16 protein-coding genes are annotated in these 19138 nt (G+C 64.2%); 11 read left to right on the top strand and 5 right to left on the bottom strand.

Annotated elements, in window-relative coordinates; translation table 11 throughout:
• The first annotated feature begins 580 nt into the window (after positions 1-580).
• The 4 genes from ACLL97_RS20960 (at position 581) to ACLL97_RS20945 (ending at position 3866) form a co-directional block, all read left to right on the top strand.
• Positions 581-2071, top strand: coding sequence for an ABC transporter permease subunit (locus ACLL97_RS20960; protein WP_411282430.1), 1491 nt, complete (start codon positions 581-583; stop codon positions 2069-2071).
• Positions 2068-2766, top strand: coding sequence for an amino acid ABC transporter ATP-binding protein (locus ACLL97_RS20955; RefSeq protein ID WP_411282429.1), 699 nt, complete (start codon positions 2068-2070; stop codon positions 2764-2766). The genes ACLL97_RS20960 and ACLL97_RS20955 overlap by 4 nt, the downstream gene beginning before the upstream one ends.
• Positions 2767-2961: 195 nt before the next feature.
• Entirely contained in the window at positions 2962-3447 is a 486-nt protein-coding gene (locus ACLL97_RS20950) for a BON domain-containing protein (RefSeq protein WP_411282428.1), read from the top strand.
• Positions 3444-3866 carry an SH3 domain-containing protein gene (locus tag ACLL97_RS20945; RefSeq protein WP_411282427.1) on the top strand — a complete coding sequence of 141 codons (423 nt, stop codon included), beginning with the start codon at positions 3444-3446 and terminating at the stop codon, positions 3864-3866. The genes ACLL97_RS20950 and ACLL97_RS20945 overlap by 4 nt, the downstream gene beginning before the upstream one ends.
• A gap of 132 nt (positions 3867-3998) precedes the next feature.
• Here the strand turns inward: ACLL97_RS20945 and ACLL97_RS20940 are convergent, their stop codons facing one another.
• Positions 3999-4409, bottom strand: a complete 411-nt coding sequence (locus ACLL97_RS20940) for a DUF6691 family protein (protein WP_411282426.1) — start codon at positions 4407-4409, stop codon at positions 3999-4001.
• A gap of 4 nt (positions 4410-4413) precedes the next feature.
• Positions 4414-4878: a YeeE/YedE family protein gene (locus tag ACLL97_RS20935; protein WP_411282425.1), complete on the bottom strand. Its 465-nt coding sequence runs from the start codon at positions 4876-4878 to the stop codon at positions 4414-4416.
• A gap of 232 nt (positions 4879-5110) precedes the next feature.
• Here ACLL97_RS20935 and ACLL97_RS20930 point away from each other — a divergent pair, with 232 nt between their 5' ends.
• The 4 genes from ACLL97_RS20930 to ACLL97_RS20915 are packed head-to-tail and all read left to right on the top strand — an operon-like array spanning position 5111 to position 11168.
• On the top strand, positions 5111-5932 hold the full coding sequence (locus ACLL97_RS20930) for a M91 family zinc metallopeptidase (protein WP_411282424.1): 822 nt from the start codon (positions 5111-5113) through the stop codon (positions 5930-5932).
• 13 nt (positions 5933-5945) lie between these two features.
• Positions 5946-7400, top strand: a complete 1455-nt coding sequence (locus ACLL97_RS20925; RefSeq protein ID WP_411282423.1) for a carboxypeptidase regulatory-like domain-containing protein — start codon at positions 5946-5948, stop codon at positions 7398-7400.
• 40 nt (positions 7401-7440) lie between these two features.
• The gene (locus ACLL97_RS20920; RefSeq protein WP_411282422.1) at positions 7441-8820 is read left to right on the top strand and encodes an NAD(P)/FAD-dependent oxidoreductase; all 1380 of its coding nucleotides are present in this window, start codon (positions 7441-7443) and stop codon (positions 8818-8820) included.
• Between the two features lie 35 nt (positions 8821-8855).
• Positions 8856-11168, top strand: coding sequence for a DUF5916 domain-containing protein (locus ACLL97_RS20915; RefSeq protein ID WP_411282421.1), 2313 nt, complete (start codon positions 8856-8858; stop codon positions 11166-11168).
• Positions 11169-11219: 51 nt separating this feature from the next.
• On the opposite strand, the gene ACLL97_RS20910 is transcribed toward ACLL97_RS20915, so the two are convergent.
• Together ACLL97_RS20910 and ACLL97_RS20905 are read right to left on the bottom strand one after the other, a co-directional pair.
• Positions 11220-12599 carry a carboxypeptidase-like regulatory domain-containing protein gene (locus ACLL97_RS20910; protein ID WP_411282420.1) on the bottom strand — a complete coding sequence of 460 codons (1380 nt, stop codon included), beginning with the start codon at positions 12597-12599 and terminating at the stop codon, positions 11220-11222.
• Positions 12600-12722: 123 nt separating this feature from the next.
• Entirely contained in the window at positions 12723-14510 is a 1788-nt protein-coding gene (locus ACLL97_RS20905; protein ID WP_411282419.1) for a DEAD/DEAH box helicase, read from the bottom strand.
• 92 nt (positions 14511-14602) lie between these two features.
• Between ACLL97_RS20905 and ACLL97_RS20900 the strand changes: the two genes are divergently transcribed.
• Together ACLL97_RS20900 and ACLL97_RS20895 are read left to right on the top strand one after the other, a co-directional pair.
• Positions 14603-15058 carry an SET domain-containing protein gene (locus ACLL97_RS20900; protein ID WP_411282418.1) on the top strand — a complete coding sequence of 152 codons (456 nt, stop codon included), beginning with the start codon at positions 14603-14605 and terminating at the stop codon, positions 15056-15058.
• A 67-nt stretch (positions 15059-15125) separates the two neighbouring features.
• Positions 15126-15701, top strand: a complete 576-nt coding sequence (locus ACLL97_RS20895; protein ID WP_411282417.1) for a c-type cytochrome — start codon at positions 15126-15128, stop codon at positions 15699-15701.
• On the opposite strand, the gene ACLL97_RS20890 is transcribed toward ACLL97_RS20895, so the two are convergent.
• A complete protein-coding gene (locus tag ACLL97_RS20890; protein WP_411282416.1) occupies positions 15698-16258 on the bottom strand; it encodes a GNAT family N-acetyltransferase in 561 nt (186 codons plus the stop codon). The genes ACLL97_RS20895 and ACLL97_RS20890 overlap by 4 nt on opposite strands.
• Positions 16259-16504: 246 nt before the next feature.
• Between ACLL97_RS20890 and ACLL97_RS20885 the strand changes: the two genes are divergently transcribed.
• On the top strand, positions 16505-19042 hold the full coding sequence (locus ACLL97_RS20885) for a protein kinase domain-containing protein (RefSeq protein ID WP_411282415.1): 2538 nt from the start codon (positions 16505-16507) through the stop codon (positions 19040-19042).
• Positions 19043-19138 lie beyond the last annotated feature (96 nt).

Below are 19138 nucleotides of genomic sequence, written 5' to 3'. Positions count from 1 at the left end.
CCCAAGGGCATCCGCAACTGACGCCGTTTCCATGCCAACACGTTGGGATGCTACGGCATACACTCCAGACCTATTTGCTGCACGGATCAGTCCGTGCATTTACCCGCACCGTGTCGAAGCAGGAAGCGCTCCGGCAGACCCAGGTAATGCGCCATCCGAACAGTATTGCGACCTGACCACTCCCACCGGGAATCACCACTTTCATTTGGCGTACGGGCTCAGTGAATACCACGACGGCGCCGGCCTTCGCGCTTCGCTGAAATCTAGCGTTGGCGCACAACAGCAACGGCAATGGAAACAGCAACTACAACGGCGAAAACACGGAGGCCACGGATTTCACCGAAACTACACAGAATTAGGATGAACAGCCGTTTGGCTTATCCGTGTTGATTCCGTGTTGATTCCGTGCAATCCGCGGCGCTGTGTTCCGGCGGTTGCGGTTGCAGTTCTCCGGGTGCGGCGTCGCGCCGTCGAGGCACGTCAGCGACCTAGACGAACGGCAGTTCAAGAACAGCGTTGCCACGGCCGTCACACGCGATAGCTTTTCGGATTGCCCATTTCCTCCCCACGACCCCACTCCATGATCCGAATCGCAACGCGGTTGATGTCGATAGCCGCGCTGCTCGTGGTGACAGGGGGCTGCGCAGGCGAGGCAACGGATGCGTCGACGCTCGTGCCCCCGCTCCGCTGGGGCGGCGACGCTGAGGGAGGCGCCCCTTTCGTGGAGGCCGATCCGGCCGACCCGACCCGTCTGCGCGGCTTCGACGTCGAGATCGCGGCGATGATCGCCCAGGGCCTTGGTCGCGAGCCGCAGTTTGTGCAGGTGGCGTGGGCGTCGATCGAGCAGTCGGTGGCGCGTGGCGACTTCGCGCTTGGCATGTCCGGTCTCGAAGATCGCCCCACGCTGCATGAACGGTTCGCGGTTTCGCTGCCGTACTACGAGTTCCGCGAGGTGCTGGCCGTGCGAGCGGCCGACAGCGCCCGTGTTCGCACGCTCGCCGACCTGCGCGGGCGGCGTGTGGCCACCCTGGGCGCCACCATGGCCTGGGACATGTTGCTCGCCGCCCAGGCATCGCACGGCGTGCTGCCCGTGTCGTACGACGACGACGTGCACCCCTACAGCGATCTCGTGAGTGGACGCGTCGATGCCGTGCTGCTGGACCACGTTCTGGCCGAACGCTCGCTTCGTCGCATCGGTGGCTTTGTGGTGCAACCGGTGCCGCTTGCCCGCGGTCACTACGTGGCCGTGCTGGCGGCTGGCGACAGCGCGCTCCGCGACTCGGTAAACACCACGCTCCGAGCACGCATGCGCGATGGATCCCTCGAGCGAGTCTTCCGGTCGTGGAACGTCTGGGACGCGCAGCAGGCGGACTTCCAGCAGCAGATGCTGCGCGATTCCATGCCGCACAGTCAGCGCGACGCGACGCGTAACTCCACCTCAATCGCGACCTATCTCCCGGCGCTGCTGCGCGCCGCGGTGGTCACTGCGGTGCTATCGGTACTCGCGATGGTGCTTGCCATCGCGATCGGCATCGGTCTCGCTGCCGGACGCCTGTACGGATCTCGTCCGGTGCGCCTGCTGCTCACCGCGTACGTGGAGTTGATCCGCGGCACGCCGGTGCTGCTGCAGCTGTTCGTGCTGTATTACGGGTTGTCGGACGTCGTGCGACTTCCCGCGTTCGCCGCCGCCGTGATCGGCCTCGGCCTGAACTACGCCGCCTACGAGTCGGAGATCTATCGTGCAGCGCTCGAGGCCATCCCCACGCTGCAGCTCGAGGCCGCGCGAACGCTCGGCCTCTCCGAATTCCAGATTCTCCACCTCGTGCGTGGACCGCAGGCGCTGCGACTCGCCTTGGCGCCCATGACGAACGACTTCGTGGCACTGCTCAAGGATTCGTCGCTCGTCTCGGTCATCACCGTCGTCGAACTCACCAAGCAAACGGCGATCTACGCCACGAATGCCGGAAGCTGGGCGATCCCCGGCGCGCTGTGCGCGATCGTGTATCTCGCCATGTCCCTACCACTCTCGCGCTTGGCCCGGCGCCTCGAGCAGCGGTGGAAGCTGTCATGAGCGACGACTTCACACGCGCGGCGAGTATTGGCGCCTTGCGCGTGCGCGCGCTGCACGCCGTTCGCGGTCAGCAGACCATCCTGCGCGGACTCGACCTCGACCTCGACGTCGGCGAAGTGTGCGCGGTGATGGGGGTGTCCGGCGCCGGTAAAACCACGGTGCTGCGGGTCGTGGCCGCGCTGCAGCCGTTTTCGTCGGGCACCGTCGAAATCGGTGACCTTGCCCTGAAGCCAGGCGCCTTGCCGCCCGAGTCGCGCCTCCGCAACCTGCGTCGCCGTGTGGGGGTCGTATTCCAGAGTCACGCACTTTTCGAGCATCTCACCGCGCTCGAGAACGTCATGCTGGCGCCAATACACGCGCTCGGACAGTCGCGCGCGGACGCGGCCGCCGCCGCCGCGCACTTGCTCGAATCGTTAGGCGTGGCGACCCGCGCGAACGCTTATCCGCGCCAGCTCTCCGGCGGAGAGGCCCAGCGCGTGGCGATTGCACGCGCGCTGGCCCTCGACCCTCAGCTGCTTTTAATGGACGAGCCCACATCGGCGCTCGATCCCGCCCGCCGCGCCGCGCTCGGTGAATCCGTGCGCACGCTGGCCGCCCAAGGACGCGGCCTCTTGATCGTGACGCACGATGCGGAGTTTGCGCGCACCTATGCCGATCGCGTCGTCGTGCTGTCACAGGGCACGATCGCCGAGTAGACACCCGCCGCTCAGCTGCTCACGTCGCGTCGGCGACCGTCGCCGGCCCATTGCGCAGCTCGCTGCCAAGTCGTGCGTGTCGGCGCGACTCTTACGGTCGGGTGCGCTTGCCTCGCGGCAGAGAAAGTGCGAGTTCACGCGTGTGGGCACTCCACGCACCACGACTTTCCTGCAATCCAATGAGGGACGCACCGCATGTCAGCCAAGATACACTCACGTACACGTCACGTTGTCTCCGCCGTCGCGCTCTCGCTCGCGTTCGCGCTGGCAGCCTGCGGGCCGAAGGATGCCGACATCAAGGCTGCGGCCGACACTGCCGTCGCTAGTGCGGCCGGAGTATCGGTCGCCGTCGCCAACGGCGTCGCCACGGTGTCCGGCGAGTTCGCCGATGACGCAACGCGCACCGCGACACTCGCTCGGGTCGCCGCCGTCAAAGGTGTGAAGTCGGTGGCCGACAGCTCGACCATCGCGCCGCCGCCGGTCGTGATCTCACCCGATGATGCCCTTCGCACGAGTGTGATGGCGGCGCTCGCGGCCTTCCCCACGCTCACCGCGACGATCAGTGACGGCGTGATCACGCTCAACGGCGAGATCAAGAAGGCCGATCTGCCCTTGGCCATGCAGGCTCTCTCGGCACTCAATCCCAAGAAGATCGACAACAAGGCCACGGTGAAGAAATGACCGCGCTGGAAGGGAAGTACGCAGAGCTCATCGCCGCCGCCAACGCGAGCGGCGCCTCAAACCTCGCGGTGCGCGTGCAGGACAACGTGCTCTACATCGATGGCGTCGTGCCAAACGGCGAAGCGAAAGATCAGCTGTGGGGCCTCTACGACAAGCTCGACCCCGACTTTCGCAGTGGTGACCTCGTGCTCAATCTCGACGTCTCGCCGGCTGCTCCGTCCACGCGTCTCAAGGTCACAACGCAGAGCTCCAATCTGAACATCCGCAAAGGGCCCGGCACCGATCAGCCAATCATTGGCAAAGCCGCGCACGAATCGGAAGTCACGCTGCTCAGTAAGTACAACGCCGAGTGGGCGCTGGTGCGTTCGGCAAACGGAGAAGAAGGCTACTGCTCGCTGCAGTATCTCACGGCGATTTAGTCAGGCATTCCACGACGTGCGCTATCGCCACGTCGTTTGCTACGCGTGAGCAGCTTCAATGATCGGGTCGAACCGATCACGCCGAGGGCGCAGAGTCCGACTTGCTCTGCGTTCTCTGCGCCGTCGCGTGAGTCAGTTCCGAGCTTCGCGCGTTGCCGTGAGTCCCTGCAGCAGGGCACCGAGTGCGATGCCGCCGATCGCGTACAGCAATTCCCAACTGCCGGCGCCAAGGCCGGCGATGGCCGGCCCGGGACACACCCCGGTGATACCCCAGCCAATGCCAAAAATCGCCGCCCCGATAATCGTGGAGCGATCCATCACCGATTCGTGCGCGCCGAACGCACCGCCCAACAGCGGCCGCCGCAGCAGGGTCGGCACGAAGCGGTATGCCAGGAAAGTGACGACCACGGCGCCGCCCAGCACTAGCATCAGCCCAAAGTCCTGAAAGCGCAGGAAACTCAGCACGACGCGTGGTTGAATCATCGTGGAGAGTGCGAGGCCAAATCCAAACAGGGCACCGGCGCCGAACGCTGACTTGAGCATCGTCTCAGCTCCCCCCAACGCGCGCCAGCAGATTCGCCGTGATGATCGCGGTCGTCATGAACGTCAGCACCGCGAACAACGACGGCAGCTTGAGCGAGGCCAATCCGCAAATCCCGTGTCCCGAGGTGCAGCCGCGCGACATTCGCGCGCCGTACCCCACCAGCACACCGCCCAACGCGAGCTGCCAAGGCGGAATCGACACGACCACACGCAGCCCATCGCTGAAGACCAGCCACCACACCAACGCCCCCACAACGAGGCCGGCCGCGTACACCAGACGCCACGCGCGGCTGTTCACCAAGCGCGGCTGCTGAAAGAACGGGCGGCGCACCACGTAGGACCAGGTGGACGTGTACACGCTGCTCATGCCCCCGATCAACCCGGTCAGTGCGAACAGCACCCCGACGCCAAGGCCGATCGTGAGACCACCAACGAGATAATGGGTCCAACCCTGCGGAAACAGCGTCATCGGCGGCGGTTCGCTTAGCGGAAGTGGGAATGGATGGCGTAGCGAGACATCTTGGGCTACACTCGGGTGACGGAAGCCGTTTCGCTGAGGCAGCGCACGGGAGCCGCACGCCGCGTCAGCGTCTGTAAACTCTTACCAAATACCAGTCATGGGATGGTTCTCTCGCACGCCGAAAATCAGCAAGCCCGTTCCTGTATTCCATGCGGCGGCACCGGTTCGGTACCCCAACACGATGATCGAGATTCGCCCATCCGCCCAGACCCTGCCCGGCGGCGGAAACTACACCGACACCGTGTTTCGGCACCTGATGGAGATCGAATCGACGCCCACCGGCGCCGCCCTGCTGACTGAACTTGGTCGCCTCGGGAAGACGCAGACCATTCTGTACGCGGGACCGAACAGCAATCAAGCCGCCGGCGGACTCGGCGGGTACAAAAAACTCCGCAAGGCGCACGATCAAGGCGACAAAGTGGCGTTCGCCGCCGAGTTGGCGGCCACGATGCTGGCCTGTCCGCACGACAAGCAGTGGCTCGCCCAGCAACTCCACGACACGCCGATTCATACGTGGACTGGCGCGGTGTTGCCCAGCCCATTCCGTAACCCAAAGCGCGTCGTACCCCCCGTCTTGCCGGGCGCCGCAAGACCGCTGCCCCAAACTCCGATTCAGCTCGCCGTCGCGAACATCGACTCGTGGCTCGCTGGGACGACCATTCCCGACGTCGACCAGATGGACGTTCTTTCGACCGTACTCCAGCACTGGCTGCGCTCAGGCAACGGGTGCGGCACACGCATCAACTATGATCCGCATAAAGATTCGGCCGGGGGACTCCCGCGCCCACCGCACGCCGCACTGTTGCACGAACTCGTGCATGCGTACTACAACGCGTGCGGCGATCAGCTCGGTCGCGAAGATAGTTCGCTGGAGTCGGCCGGTGGGCGACTCTTTGAACTAATGTCCGTCGGTCTGGTCCCGTTCGACAACCGGCCCTTCAGCGAGAACAAGTTTCGCGCCGAATGGCCGGGCGGCTGCGCCCCGCGCGCCAAATACCCCTGAGCCACACCCGTTGATGCCACTCCGACAACGATTGGGCACAGCATTCACGGTCCTCACAGCGCTCTCGGCGCTCCTGGCAACGACGTACGCCGCGCGCGCTTCGGCACAAAGCGCTGTGCCGTCTCGGCAGGACGCGAAGGCCTCGGCAAGCGCGATGGTGTACGGCATGGTGCACGACAGCGTCGCCGCGCGTCCGCTCGCCGGAGCGGTGGTCCAGCTGGTGGCGGCCGACACGCTCGCCAACTTCGGCCGCGCCATCGTCTCGGACTCCACGGGCCGATTCAGCTTCGACCACGTGCCGGTGGGGCGCTACACGATCGGATTCTTTCATCCCATGCTCGACTCGCTCGGGCTCGAGCCGATCACGCGAGCCGTTGCCGTCACCGGTATCGGCGCCGTCCAATCGGATCTAGCCGTGCCCTCTCCCGCGCGACTGCGCACCGCCATCTGCGGTGCCACATCGGGCCCGGGTGCAGGCGCCGTATTGGTCGGCTCCGTGCACGATGCACTCGGCCGGACGCCGGCGCCCGGCGTGACGGTCATCGTCGAATGGATTGAACTGACGTTCGGCAAGGGGGGCATGACGCGACGCATGCCGCGGCGGACGTCCACCACCCGCGAGAACGGCTGGTTCTCCCTCTGCAATGTGCCAGGCCCCGGCGTCATGATGCTCATGGCCACCCGCGGCGCCGACAGTACCGCCATGATCGAAGTGCAAGTACCGGCAACGGGCTTTCAGCGACGCGAGCTGTACCTGGGTCCCGCGCGGACAATCGCCATTGCCGGGGACAGCACGCGCACAAGGCATGTCGGTGATGGTCGCCTGAGCGGAGTGGTGCGAACCACCGCCGATGACCGTCCGCTGGCCAACGCACAGATCCGCATCGTCGACGGTCCGCAGACACGCACCAATGCGCGCGGCGAATGGGCGCTGACCGACGCGCCGCCGGGAACACGCATGCTGGAAGTGCGCGCCGTCGGCTACTATCCCGAACGTCGCGCCGTGGACATCGTCGACAGCATCGCGCCCATGCGGGTCGCGCTCGCGACGTTCAAATCCGTGCTCGACACCATGAAGATCAGCGCGACCCGCACTATTGATATGAATCTGGTGGGCTTTCAGGAACGTCGTCGCTCGAGCATGGGTCGCTTCCTGACGCCCAGCGATATCGCCGTGCGGCAACCATTCGTGACATCAGAGATCTTCCGCTCCGTGCCCGGCCTCTTCCTTGATCGCACCATGGACGCGCAGGAAAAGGTCATGATGCGCGGCATCTTTGAGGACCGCTGTGAGCCCGCGATCTACATCAACGGTCAGTGGATGAACGGCCTCTCCTCTGGCGATCTGGATGGCTTCATCCGCCCGAACGATATCGCAGGCATCGAGGTGTACAGGGCCGGCCAGGTCCCTGCGCAGTTCCAGCCGGGACTTGGCGGCTGCGGCAGTTTAGTCTTCTGGACGAAGTAGTCGGGCAAGCATATCCCATCGCTCCATTACCGGGCACGTCGTGAAGGCTGAGCCGAACACCAGTACACGCGTCACCAGCATGCACGCCACCGATCCTCGACCGCATGTGGTCATCGTCGGTGGCGGTTTCGCGGGACTGACCGCCGCCCGCACACTCGCCAAGGCCGATGTGCGGATCACGCTGATCGACCGTACGAATCACCACCTGTTTCAGCCGCTGTTGTATCAGGTGGCGATGGCGGTGCTCAACCCGGCCGACATCACCGTACCGATTCGCTGGATGCTCCGTGATCAACCCAACGCCACGGTCATCATGGCGGAGGTACACAGCATCGATGTGCCGCAGCATACGCTCACGCTCGACGGCGGCAGCAGCATCGTGGCGTGGGACTATCTCATTGTGGCCAGCGGCGCGCGGCACGCCTACTTCGGACGTCCCGAATGGGAAAGCAATGCGCCGGGGCTCAAGAGCATCGAAGATGCCCTTGAAATGCGTCGCCGCTTTCTGCTCAGTTTCGAAGCAGCCGAGCGCGCCAGCGCGGAAGGACAACGCGAGGCCCTGCTCACGTTCGTGATCGTCGGCGGTGGCCCGACCGGCGTCGAACTGGCCGGCATGATTCCCGAGATCACACGCAAGGCGATGAAGAAGGACTTCCGGCGCTTCGATCCCGCGACGGCGCGTATCGTGCTGCTGGAAGCGGGCCCGCGATTGTTGCCGCAGTTCCCCGAATCGCTCAGCGCACGTGCCGAGCGCGACCTCCGCGACCTCGGCGTGGACGTGCGCACCAACACGGCCGTCACCAACGTGGACGACGCCGGCGTAACGGTCGCATCGGGCGAACGGATTTTCGCGCACACCGTGTTCTGGGGCGCCGGGAACCAGGCCTCACCACTCGGCAAGCAACTCGGCGCTCCGCTCGATCGCGCCGGGCGCGTGATCGTCGGACCCGACCTCGCCTTGCCCGAAGACCGCCAGGTGTTTGCCGTCGGCGACATCGCCTCCGTACTCACCGACGCCGGCACACCGGTCCCTGCCGTCGCGCCAGCGGCCAATCAAATGGGCGCGCACGCCGCTCAGGCCATTCTGCACGATCTCCGCGGCACACCGCGCACGCCTTTCCGCTACTTCAACAAAGGCGATCTCGCCACGATCGGTCGCCATCGTGCCGTTGCATCGATCGGCTCGGTGAAGTTGCAGGGCAACATCGCGTGGCTTGCCTGGCTCTTCATTCACATTCTGTATCTCGCCGGACTCCGCAATCGACTCACGGTGTTCGTGCAGTGGGCGTATCAATACATCACCTATCAGCGTGGCGTACGATTGATCACCGGCACCACCGCGCACCGACTGTTGAGCACGAGTCGCGACCGGGAACTCGCGCGCGCCGAGGCTCGAGACGACGACGCGGACGCGCGCTGAGGTCAACAGAACGCCGGACTAACCGTATATCGGATATGAGTTCGCATACTGGTCGGAGTGCCGCCATCCTCATGCTTGGCTTGGCCGCCCAATCGCTGTCCGCGCAACCGGCGCCGTCACGAGTGAAGACTGGCGACGAGATCGCGGTGCCTCCGGCGGTCATCCCGGCCATGACGCGGACGTCGGACGGACGCGTATCGGTACATGTGTCTCGGATTTCAGAGCGTATCACGCTAGACGGCACGCTCAGCGAAGCGGTGTACAGCCGCGTGGAACCCTTCGCGGGGTTTGTGCAGCAGGAACCGAATGAAGGCGCGCCGGCCACGGAGAAGACCGAAGCCTGGATCTTCTTCGACGACGAAAACATCTACGTGGCCGCACGGCTCTACGAAAGTGAGCCGACGCGCCGCGTCATGAGCGACATGCGGCGTGATGCGCAGAACATGTACAACAATGACCATCTCGCCGTCATTTTCGACACGTTCAACGATCATCGCAACGGCTTCGGGTTCTCCACCAATCGTATTGGCGGACTCTTCGACTTTTCCGCCACCAACGAGCAGCCCAGCTCGAATTGGAACGCATTGTGGATGTCGAAGGCGCAGGATTTCGACGGTGGATGGACCGTGGAGATCCGAATTCCATTTCGCTCGATCCGCTTTGCCGAAGGGGCGGCGACCTGGGGCGTCAACATGCGACGCATGGTTCGATGGAAGAATGAAACGTCGTTCCTGAGTGGCGTGCCGAGGTCGTGGGGACGACGGGCGCTGAACAAAGTGTCCGATGCCGCCGTCATGACGGGGATGGCGGCGCCAACCGGCGGTCGCTACGTCGATATCAAGCCGTATACGCTCGGCTCGATGCTTACCAATACGACGGCCAAGCCTGCCGTGCGCAATGCCCGCGATGGCAACGTCGGGCTTGACGCAAAGTGGGGTATCACACCGCAATTCGTCGCCGACCTGACGTACAACACCGACTTCGCGCAGGTCGAGGACGACGAGGCACAGGTGAACCTCACCCGCTTCTCTCTCTTTTTTCCGGAGAAGCGCGATTTCTTTCTCGAAGGACAGGACGCTTTCGCCTTCGCCGGTGTCGGAGGGGGCGGTGGTGGAGCGGGAGGGGGTGGAGGGGGTGGCTTTGGCACGCCGGGCGCGAGCCCCAACGACAACCTCACTCCAACGCTTTTCTACAGCCGACGAATCGGTCTCACCGGCAGCGGCGTGGCGCCGATCATCGGTGGTGGACGCGTACTCGGGCGCTCGGGACCCTGGCAAGTCGGCGCCCTCAGCATGCAAACTGACCACGTCCTCGCCGCCAACGCCCCGTCCACCAACTTCTCGGTTGTGCGCGTGAATCGGGACATCTTGAGCCGCAGTCGACTTGGGCTCATTGCCACGCGTCGTGACCCGGCCGGCGCCGTGAACGGTCACCTGGCCGTCGGAGCCGACGCGCAGTTCAATATCCGCACCAATCTCGCCATCAGTGGATACCTGGCGCGCACCACGCGCGATTCGCTCGAGCGCGATCCGACGAGCTATCGCGCTCGCGTGGACTGGAATGCCGACCGCTACGGTGTGAACGTCGAACGCATGGCGGTGGGCGACGGCTTCGATCCACAGGTGGGGTTCCTGCGTCGCACGGGCTTTCAGCGGTCGTACGCGCTTGCACGATTCAGTCCTCGGCCGGCGCGCGTACCGCACGTGCGGAAGTTCACGATGCAAGGCAGTGCGGATCACATCACATCGATGACAGGGACGCTTCAATCGGAGGACTTCCGGAGCTACTTCGGCGCCGAGTTCGCGAACGGAGACGTGTTCTCCACCGAAGTGGCGCAGGTGTTCGAGCAGCTTGTCGTACCCTTCAGTGTCGCCAAGGGCGTCACCGTACCCGTGGGCGGCTACCGATTCAATCAGGCCAAGGCATCCTACATGCTGGGCCCGCAGCACCGCGTGAGCGGCGGCATCACGATTACACGCGGCGGCTTTTATGGTGGCACACTCACCGAAACGAGTTGGCGCGGGCGCGTTGAGATTTCTCCGCAGTGGTACGTCGAGCCCACCCTGTCGCGAAATCATGTCGACGGGCCCTATGGTAGCGGCGACGCGAATCTGTTGAGCACGCGACTCACCTATACCGTCACGCCGCGCATGTTCATGGCTGCGCTCGTGCAGTATCAATCACGTAGCTCATCCCTGTCCTCCAACCTGCGACTGCGGTGGGAATATCAGCCAGGGAGTGACTTCTTTCTGGTGTACAGTGACGGCCGCACAACGATCGGACCGAACTATCCGGAGCTCGAAAATCGCTCCATTGTCATAAAGCTGACCAAGCTGCTACGCTGGTAGGCGCCGCCCATAAAGAAGGGCTGGCCGGCGATAAGGATCGCCGCGAGCGCGCTACTTCCGCAGGTGCGCCCTCGTCCACACCAAGAGCATCGCGCAGTCGTCTCCAAGCGTGCGGTAGCGCGCGGGCGCGTACTTTTCACTCGGATACAGCTCGAGCGCCGCGATCTCATCAGCGTCCATCACGCGGAGATAATCCGTCCCAACGAGCATCCCGTCGAGATACAGCGTCACGTTGCAGCGGCCTCCTGGATTCCGCGATGACCCGCTCAGGCTGCTGGTGTTTCCGCCGGTTGCGACGCGACCGAGAATGTTGAAATCACCACGTACGTCACCCACCACGACGATGCCCGGCAACATTGCGATCGCGGAGCGCAACTGTGGATACTTCTTGATCTGCGTGCCCTCCATAATACGCGCAAATCCCGCCAGTTGCCGCTCCTGAAACTCGCGCTGATCACGCGAGCGCACGCGCACCGCCGTGACCGTGACTGCGGCGAGCGCGATGCCTTTGTCCATGATGATCGTACGTTCCCGCACTCCACGATCCAGCACATCGAGTGGCGTCACCAGCGGCAGATAGCCGACCTTACGCACGAACATCATGCGCGTGCCGGTAGGAACTGTCGACGACGAGAATCGTCCTGACACGTCGCTGCGCATCGCCTCCGCTCCTTCGATCTGCACCGTGGCATCTGGCACCGGCTTGCCGTCACGATCGAACACGGTTCCCAATACCACGGCGGTCGTCGCCTCCGCATCGATGCGACCGAGCACCAGATCGCCGCGACGAATCGGCAGCTCGTCATCGCTGAGCAGCAAGCTCGACGACTTATATACCGCTGACAATCCCACGATCGCCGCATCGACGCGCTCGCGCACACCGCAGAGCACGTAGTTGCCTAGTGAATCGCTGCGCGCGCTGCGCGAGTCGTAGCGTGGCGCCGAATCCGACGACAGACGCGGAAGCTCCCACTGCCCCTCCACCAGCACACCAGCCAGTCGCGTGGTATCATCGGAGAGTCGCGTGCTGCCGAAGATGATCCCACCCAAGCCGTCCGTTGGGCGACGCCCCTCGCACAGTCGCGACCACACGGTCTCCATGCTTGGTGTGGCGAGCGTGGGATTCCACGTCGACGCGCCCAGCGGGCGATCGATAGCCAAGGCACCGAGCCCCAACCGTTCCGGCACGTCGTGAAAGGCCTGCAGCCGTGAAATACGACGCGAGGCGACCACCACAAAGCGTCCGAGCGAGTCGGTGGTGGTGGTTGTGCCATCGACATCGGTCGTGATGAACGCGCCGACCAGCGGTGCACCACCGAGGCTGTCGAGCACCACGCCGCGCACGGTGTCGGCTGCCTGGGCCTTCGCTTGAGGCGCGGGAGCCAGCAGCAGCACGGCAATCACACAGGGAATAATTCTGCGAATGGTCATAATCCCACCTACGGTACATCCCGCTCAAACGATGCACCAGTTCCGCTGGATTTCACCACGAACCATCAGAGGCCGGCCAACGAGCGTTCGTTGGCCGGCCTCTGATGACTCGTGCGCTTGTGGTCAGCGCATCCGATCGCGACGCACCAACACCTTCTTGCCCTTGATCGTCGTGTTCCGCAGCGCCGTGATGATATCCTCAGCGATCTCTTCCGGAACCTCGACCGTGCTGTACCCGTCGGCGATCTGGATCGCGCCGATCACGCTAGCGTCGATACCGACTTCATTCGCGATTGCGCCCACGAGATCGCCCGGACGCATTTTGAGCTTGCGACCCGCACCAACCCACAACCGCGCCACACTCCACTCCGGCTTCGTACGCTTGGGCGCCTTCGAGGCCCGCGATGTTTCGTCGTCGCCACCGCGGCTCGGCCGACCACCTTCACGGGTGCCTTCACGACCACCTTCACGCGCGCCTTCACGACCACGGCCGCTGTCGCGCGAGCCACGATCGTCCGAACGCGGCTGAACGGCCGGGATATCCGGCTCGTCCGACTCGTCCTGCGAATCGAACAGCTTCACGGCAGCAGCGGCGATGTCCATCACGTCGAACTCATCGGCCAGCGACTCCACGATACCGCGGAACTTGTCGAGACCACCTTCCATGATCGTCTCGCGCAGCGTCGTGCGCACCAACTCCAGACGATGCGCGCGCAGATCGTCGACCGTGGGTACCTGCGCGATCTCGATCCGCTGACTCGTCATGCGTTCGATGTTGCGCAGCAAACGATGTTCGCGCGGCTCGGCGAGTGTGATCGCCACCCCTTCACGACCGGCACGACCCGTGCGGCCGATGCGGTGCACATACGACTCGGCATCGGCCGGCACATCGAAGTTCACCACGTGCGACACGTGCTTCACGTCGAGACCGCGCGCCGCGACGTCCGTCGCGATCAGCAGATCGGTCTTCTTCGTGCGGAACTTCGTCATCACGCGATCGCGCTGGTCCTGGCTCAGGCCACCGTGCAACGCATCGGCGCGCAATCCACGCGCCATCAGCGTTTCACTGAGCTCATCCACTTCGGTACGCGTGCGGCAGAACACGATCGCGCTCGTAGGCTGCTCGATGTCGAGCACGCGCGCGAGGGCCGTCATTTTGTGCGCACGCGGCACGATATACGCCACCTGTCGCACACGAGCCGCTTCGCCATCAGGGACGATTTCGCGATCGATCGTGACGAACACGGGATCACGCAGCTGACGCTTCGCGATGTTGACGATGCGCGGCGGTAGCGTGGCCGAAAACAGCGCGGTCTGACGCGACTTCGGCGTGGCCTCGAGAATCGCTTCGAGGTCCTCCGCGAAACCCATGTCGAGCATCTCGTCGGCTTCGTCCAGCACGACGGTTTTCAGCGACGTCATTTGCAGCGTATGACGACGGATGTGATCCAGCGCCCGTCCGGGCGTCGCGATGACCACGTCGACGCCGCGCTTGAGGGCGCGTACCTGCATCTCCATCGACGAGCCGCCGTACACGGCCAGGGCGCTCACGCCCATCGGTTTGCCGTAGCGATGCACCGCTTCCGCCACCTGCATGGCGAGTTCACGCGTCGGGACAAGAATCAGTGCCGACGTGCGCTCGCTGCCCTTGGCACTTGTATTGACGCGGCTCAGCAACGGCAGCGCGAACGCAGCGGTCTTGCCGGTACCGGTGGCCGCCTGGGCCAACACATCACGACCTTCCAGCAGCGGCGGAATCGCGGCGCGCTGAACAGGGGTAGGTTCTTCGTAGCCTAGCGCAGCAAGCGCTGAGGCAATGCGGGGGTCGAGTCCGAGCGCCGCGAATCCGGTTTCGCTGACGTCGCGCTCGCTGTTCCGTGCGGCGACATCGCGCTCGTCCGGCTGTTTCATATGTCAAGTCTCCTTTTGAGATATGAAATCTACCCTAATCCGGCGCCGAGATGTGGTTTCGCCGGGTGGAATAGGTCAGATTGCCAGTCATCATGACCGACACGTCACTTCCATTTGAGGTCCGGCACTCCCCGATTCAGGGCTTCGGGGGCTACGCGACTCGCCCGATTGCCGCCGGCGTGCGCCTCATCGAGTACGCCGGCGAGCGCCTCACCCCGAGCGCCGCCGAAGCGCGCTACCCCGACGTGACCGGCGAGCGGCACCATACCTACCTTTTCGCGATCGACGACGAAGTGGTGGTCGATGCGGCCGTGAACGGGAACGAGGCCCGGTTTCTCAATCACTCCTGCGCCCCGAACTGCGACGCGGTGATCGACGACGGCCGTATCTGGATCGATGCAATCCACGACATCGAAGTGGGCGAGGAGCTGGTGTACGACTACGCCTATATCCTGCCGGAGCGGCACACACCGGCCGCCAAGAAGCGTTTCCCCTGCTCGTGCGGTGCGATCACCTGCCGGGGAACGATCCTGGCGAAGAAGCGATAGACGTGCCGCGCCTACGTACATTTACGGTACGCGGAGTTTCGAACCTCGCTGGAGCCTTGGAGGCCGTATGCGTTCGTGGGTCGTGATGTCGGTGGTCGTGATCGGGTCGGTGGTCGCGTGCGCCCGTGGCGCCAAGGAAGGGGCGGTCCAGGAAGCGCGTCCCATCGCCTCGCCGGAAGGCGGCGCGCCGGCGCGGCCGCAGGGTCCCCGTCGTGTGCCCCCCACGCCCATGAAGCTCGATACGCTGCGCCGTGAAGCCGTGGCCGAGCTGATGGCCACGCTCGTGGGTCGCGAGAACGAACCCGCCGGCACTGTGTTCAAGAATGTGAAGCTGCACAAGACGATGCCCGCGAAAGAGTTCGTCACCATGATGGACGAACAGTTCGGTCGCGGTCTGGGCATCAATTGCACCGGCTGTCACATGGACAACAAGGATTACGCCAGCGACGCGCGGAAGGACAAGATTATCGCCCTGCAAATGGTAAAGATGCAGCGCGACATCGACCGGAAGTACATCGCCAAGGTCAAGGAACTCGATGACCCTCGTCCGAAGACGACCTGCGTGATGTGCCATCGGGGTGCGACACATCTCACGACCGAGATGGACGTCCCGACCGCTCCGGTGCCACTGCGTAAGCGCTAACCCTCGTCTCTGACCGACCGCGTCATCACGCGGTCGGTCTGCAGATCACCGCCGAGCCGGAATTCCTGCGTGCCGACGTCGGTGAACCCCTGCTTTAAATAGAATCGGATCGCCCGCGCGTTCCGCTCCCACACGCCAAGCCACATCGTGGCCCCGCCGCGTCCACGCGTTGCCTCCACGCACGCCGCCATGAGTTGCGACGCGATGCCCTGGCCGTGCCAGGCGTGGTCCACGTAGAAGCGTTGGAGCTCCACCGACCGGTTTCCGACCACACTGGAAACCGTTGTATCGGCACGCAGGAGCGCGTACCCGGCCATCGCGTCGCCGACTACGGCCAAGAGACAGACGCATGAGGGATCGGCAATTTCCGCCGCCTGTTTCTCCGGCGTGAACGCGTCACTCAGATAGACCTGGATATCCACCGGGTCATTGTCGGGCGCGAACGTTTCGTGAAACACGTGCGCGGCAAATGTGGACAATGCCTCCGCGTCGGCCGCCGTCGCGTGCCGGATTGCAAGATCACCCGCGGGGCGGCCGTTGGCGGCGGTGCTCGTCATCCCGAACCATAGTGACCGGACGTCATTGGTGACACGGTTGGCGCCGAATGGCGGGTTGCCATGGGCGTAACCCGCTGCACCATGTTCCACGCTTCATCTTCGGATACGAACGAAAGCATGGCGCCACGGAAGTGACACCGATTACGTCGCGCTGTTCACCGTTCGGCCGTATGTTGTGCTGCAGTAGTACAGGTGTCCCCACGGGACCAGTGAAGTAGTACCAATATTCTCTCGTTCCATCAAATCGTGGCTGATATTCTCGAGACACTCCAGAAGCAGCTGGACGGTATGTACAGGGTGGAGCGGGAGCTCGGGCGCGGTGGGATGGCGACCGTGTACCTCGCGCACGACCTACGCGAGGATCGCGAGGTCGCGATCAAGGTGCTCAATCCTGAACTTTCCGCCACGATCGGAGCCGATCGCTTCGAGCGAGAGATCAAAATCGCGTCGCGATTGCAGCACCCACACATTCTTGGATGTTACGAGTCCGGCACCTCTGGCGGGCTCTTGTACTACGTGATGCCGTTCGTGAAAGGTGAATCGGTCCGCGATCGGTTAAATCGCGAGGGACAACTGCCCGTTGCCGACGCCGTGCGCATCATTCGCGAAGTGGCCGATGCCCTTGGCTATGCGCATGCGCAGGAGGTCGTGCATCGCGACGTGAAGCCCGAGAATATTCTGTTGCTCGAGAACGGGCACGCGCTCATGGCCGACTTCGGCATCGCGCGTGCGGCGACCGAAGGTGATGCACAGAAGCTGACGCAGACGGGCATGGCGGTGGGCACTCCGGTGTACATGAGTCCAGAACAGTCCACTGGCGAAAAGGTCGGACCCGCCGCCGACATCTATAGCCTCGGCTGCGTGCTGTACGAAATGCTTTCCGGAGATCCGCCGTTCACGGGCCGGAACGCGATGGCGATCATGGCGCGACACGCGATGGATACCGTGCCCAGCATTCGCATCGTGCGCCAAGCCGTACCGGATGAAGTCGAAGAGGCGATCTATGCCGCGATGGAGAAATCACCGGCAGACCGGCCACGTACGGCGGCGGAGTTCGCGGCGATTCTCGGCACGCCCATGGGCGAGACCGCCATGCGTCGCGTCGATCGGCTCACGACCATGCGTCGCATTCCGACACCACCGCCGTTGCCTCCAGCAGCGCCGTGGTTCAAACAGCCGTGGGTCGTAGGCGGCGTGTTGTTCGCGGTACTCGCCGCCGGCGGCGCCTATTGGAAGTTCGGTAGCGGTACGCCGCTCAAGAAGGACGGACTGGCCGCCGATCGCATCGCGGTGATGTACTTCGATGATGCGTCAGCGGGCGGAGAGCTTGGGTATCTCGCGGATGGTCTTACCGAAGCGCTGATCGGGTCGCTCACCGGCGTGACGGGTGTGACGGTCGTATCCCGCGGCGGTGTCGAGCCGTTCCGCGGATCGAAGGCGCCGAACGACAGCATCGCCAAGGTGCTCGATGTGAAGACGCTGGTGCGCGGTGATGTGTCGAAAGTCGGCGACAAGATCTTGGTGAACATTCAACTCGTCGATGGCGAGGGCGACTTTGTGCGCAAGGCCGCGAAGGTGACCGGCAGTGCGTCGAATGCTCTCGCGCTACGCGATTCGCTAGCCTCGCGTGTGTCGCTGCTCATTCGCGAAGATCTCGGCCGCCAGGTGAAGCTGCGCGAGACGCGTGACGCGACGCTGAACGCCGAGGCGTGGGAAGTGGTGCAGCGTGCGGAGGCCGCGCGACGCCGCGGTGAGGCAGCGCTCAAGGCTGGCGATGCGGCAACGCTCGAAAAGGAGTTCGTGGCGGCCGACTCCCTGCTGATTAGTGCGGAGGGTATGGATGCCAAGTGGGCCGAGCCCGCCGTGCTGCGCGCGAATCTCGCCTACCGTCGTTCACGGCTGCTGCAGGGGAATCCGCCGGAAGCCCGCAGCTGGATCGACTCCGGTATGGTGCACGCCGACCGTGCGCTGCAGCGTGCGCCGAACAATCCGGACGCCCTCGAAGTTCGCGGCAATCTGCAGTACTTCCGCGTGCTGGTAGGCCTCGTTCCGGAAACGGACAAGGCGGAGGCCTTGGTGAGCGAGGCTGAGAAGGATCTCGAAATGGCCACGCAAGCCAACCCGCTGCAGGCCGGCGCGTTCGCGACGCTGTCGCACTTGTACTATCGCACGAAGACGAACGTCGATGTCAACATGGCTGCCAAGCGGGCCTATGAGGCCGACGCGTTTCTGACCAACGCCGACGTAGTGCTCAGCCGTCTGTTCGCGTCGTCGTACGATTTGAACAACATCGACCCGGACGCGATCTCGTGGTGCGAGCAGACCAAGCGCCGCTTCCCGACGTCGGCGAACGCCGCGCGCTGTCAGCTGCAATTGCTGACCACGCGGTCGCGGCCGGCCGACGCGGCCGCGGTTGCGAAGGCCTGGGCGCTGGCCGACTCCATCGTGCAGCGGTCGCCGGCACCGCAGCAGGCGGTACAGCGACTGGCGAACGACCTGATCGTGGCGGCGGTTCTGGCGCGAGCGGGCATGGCCGACAGCGCGCGGGCAGTGGTGAAGCGCTCCGAAGGCGACGCGGAGCTCGACCCGAAGCGCGAGAACATGCTGCGCGCGGCGTTCGTGCATACGATTCTGGCAGACACGGCGGCGGCCGTGAGCGCGCTCAACGTGTACTTCTCGCGCAACGACATCCGTCGCGCGGCCTATGCCAACGATCCCGGCTGGTGGTTCAAACCCATCAGCGGCGCTCCCGCGTTTCAGAAATTGGTGGGATCGACGCGATGACGCGCGCTTAACGCGCGCTTAACGCGCGCTTAACGCGCGCTTAACGCGAGCATAACGCGAGCATAACGCGAGCATAACGCGAGCATAACGCGAGCC

Source organism: Gemmatimonas sp. (genome assembly GCF_046594945.1).
GTDB lineage: Bacteria > Gemmatimonadota > Gemmatimonadetes > Gemmatimonadales > Gemmatimonadaceae > Gemmatimonas.
The sequence above is the reverse complement of the archived record's forward strand: the minus strand, read 5'-3'. Positions and strand labels throughout refer to the sequence as shown.

Excerpts from the sequence above, each read along its gene's own strand:
- ACLL97_RS20925 (WP_411282423.1), top strand. The coding sequence starts at position 5,946 with ATGCCACTCCGACAACGATTGGGCACAGCATTCACGGTCCTCACAGCG.
- ACLL97_RS20935 (WP_411282425.1), bottom strand. The coding sequence starts at position 4,878 with ATGACGCTGTTTCCGCAGGGTTGGACCCATTATCTCGTTGGTGGTCTC.
- ACLL97_RS20900 (WP_411282418.1), top strand. The coding sequence starts at position 14,603 with ATGACCGACACGTCACTTCCATTTGAGGTCCGGCACTCCCCGATTCAG.
- ACLL97_RS20905 (WP_411282419.1), bottom strand. The coding sequence starts at position 14,510 with ATGAAACAGCCGGACGAGCGCGATGTCGCCGCACGGAACAGCGAGCGC.
- ACLL97_RS20950 (WP_411282428.1), top strand. The coding sequence starts at position 2,962 with ATGTCAGCCAAGATACACTCACGTACACGTCACGTTGTCTCCGCCGTC.
- ACLL97_RS20910 (WP_411282420.1), bottom strand. The coding sequence starts at position 12,599 with ATGACCATTCGCAGAATTATTCCCTGTGTGATTGCCGTGCTGCTGCTG.
- ACLL97_RS20940 (WP_411282426.1), bottom strand. The coding sequence starts at position 4,409 with ATGCTCAAGTCAGCGTTCGGCGCCGGTGCCCTGTTTGGATTTGGCCTC.
- ACLL97_RS20945 (WP_411282427.1), top strand. The coding sequence starts at position 3,444 with ATGACCGCGCTGGAAGGGAAGTACGCAGAGCTCATCGCCGCCGCCAAC.
- ACLL97_RS20890 (WP_411282416.1), bottom strand. The coding sequence starts at position 16,258 with ATGACGAGCACCGCCGCCAACGGCCGCCCCGCGGGTGATCTTGCAATC.
- ACLL97_RS20960 (WP_411282430.1), top strand. The coding sequence starts at position 581 with ATGATCCGAATCGCAACGCGGTTGATGTCGATAGCCGCGCTGCTCGTG.
- ACLL97_RS20955 (WP_411282429.1), top strand. The coding sequence starts at position 2,068 with ATGAGCGACGACTTCACACGCGCGGCGAGTATTGGCGCCTTGCGCGTG.
- ACLL97_RS20915 (WP_411282421.1), top strand. The coding sequence starts at position 8,856 with ATGAGTTCGCATACTGGTCGGAGTGCCGCCATCCTCATGCTTGGCTTG.
- ACLL97_RS20930 (WP_411282424.1), top strand. The coding sequence starts at position 5,111 with ATGATCGAGATTCGCCCATCCGCCCAGACCCTGCCCGGCGGCGGAAAC.
- ACLL97_RS20895 (WP_411282417.1), top strand. The coding sequence starts at position 15,126 with ATGCGTTCGTGGGTCGTGATGTCGGTGGTCGTGATCGGGTCGGTGGTC.